This window comes from Nocardia aurea (assembly GCF_003123685.1).
GTDB classification, from domain to species: Bacteria; Actinomycetota; Actinomycetes; order Mycobacteriales; family Mycobacteriaceae; genus Nocardia; species Nocardia aurea.
This window is the reverse complement of sequence record NZ_QCYJ01000108.1, coordinates 1-1,570: the sequence shown is the minus strand read 5'-3', so window position 1 is coordinate 1,570 and position 1,570 is coordinate 1. Positions and strand designations below refer to the sequence as shown.

Annotated in this window: 1 protein-coding gene; it reads left to right on the top strand. The window is 72.1% G+C overall.

Annotation, left to right across the window (positions count from 1 at the left end):
• Window positions 1-1,570 (top strand): hydantoinase/oxoprolinase family protein (locus tag DAT37_RS25995; protein ID WP_109527511.1); only part of this gene is annotated, 1,570 nt, incomplete at both ends.

Here is a 1,570-nt window from a genome sequence, read left to right as displayed (position 1 = left end):
TCGACGACGGTCTGCGGGCGATCGCGGTGTCGCTGCTGTGGTCGTTCCGCAACCAGGTGCACGAGCGGCGGCTGCGCGAGCTGGTGCACGAGATCGATCCGGCGGTGTTCGTGTCGCTGTCGTCGGAGGTCAGCCCGCGGATCCGGGAGTTCGCCCGCAACGCCACCACCATCATGAGCACCCAGATCGGGCCTGGCCTGCGCGACTACCTGGGCGAGCTGGAGGCCAGGCTGCGGGCGCAGAAGCTGGCCGGCCCGCTGTTGGTGATGCAGAGCAACGGTGGGGCGGTTGCCGCGAAGGAGGCGCCGGCCACCGCGATCAGCACGGTCGGTTCGGTGCTGACCGGTGGAGTGATCGGCTCTGTGGCGCTGGGTGAGCAGCTCGGGCATCGCAACATCGTCTCGACCGACGTCGGTGGCACGACGTTTCTGGTCGGCCTGGTGGTCGACGGGGAGCCGGTGCGGGCCAGCACGACGATCATCAACCACCACCCGATCAACGTGCCGACCTTGCAGGTGCATGCGATCGGCTCCGGCGGCGGCGCGGTCGCCTGGATCGACGCCGGCGGGAACCTGCAGGTCGGCCCGCGCAGCGCGCAGGCCGTGCCCGGCCCGGCGTGCTACGGCGGCGGCGGCACCGAGCCGACCAACACCGACGCGAACCTGGTACTGGGCATCCTGCCCGAGCGTGGCCTGCTCGGCGGGCGTAAACGCCTGTCGGTCGAGCTGGCTCGGCAGGCCATCCGAGCCCGGATCGCCGAGCCGCTCGGCCTGTCTGTCGAGGACGCCGCTGCCGCGATCTACTCTGTGCAGAACGCCCAGACCGGCGACCTGCTGCGCAAGACGGTGGTCGAGGCCGGGCACGATCCGCGCGAGTTCGTCCTGTACGCCTTCGGTGGCGCCGGCCCGGCGCACTGCGCGGGCTATGCCGCCGAGGTGGGGGTCCGCGACGTCGTGGTGCCGCTCGGGCCGGTCGCGTCGGCGTTCTCGGCCTACGGGCTGGCCAGCTCGGACATTGTCCTGGCGGCGGAGCTGTCCGATCCGCACGCGCTGCCGGTCGATCCGGCGCGGGCGCAGGCGAACTTCGAGCAGTTGGAGCGGCAGGTTCGGGACGCGTTGGCCCGCCAGGGCGTGCAGTACGCGCGGGTGGAGCTGCACCGCTCGCTGGACCTTCGGTACACCATGCAGCTGGCCGAGGTGTCGGTACCGGTGCCGGACGGCCCGCTGGACGCCGCCGAGCTGGCCGCGGTGGCCGATCGCTTCGAGCGTCGCTACGCCGAGCTGTACGGCGAGGGCAGCGGCTTCAGCGCCGCCGGCATCCAGGCCATCACCTACCGGGTCCGCGGCGTCGGGGTGCTGCCGTTCGCCCCGAAGCTGCCCGACCTGCCGCCGGCGGTGTCGCCGGACCCGGCTGCCGCGCGGATCGGTACGCGGCCGGTTCGTCTTGGCGGGCCGACCTTTGTCGACACCGCGATCTACGACTACAGCAAGCTGCGCGCCGGTCACCTGATCATGGGCCCGGCGGTGGTCGAGGTGCCCACCACGACCGTCGTCGTTCCGGCGGAGATGAC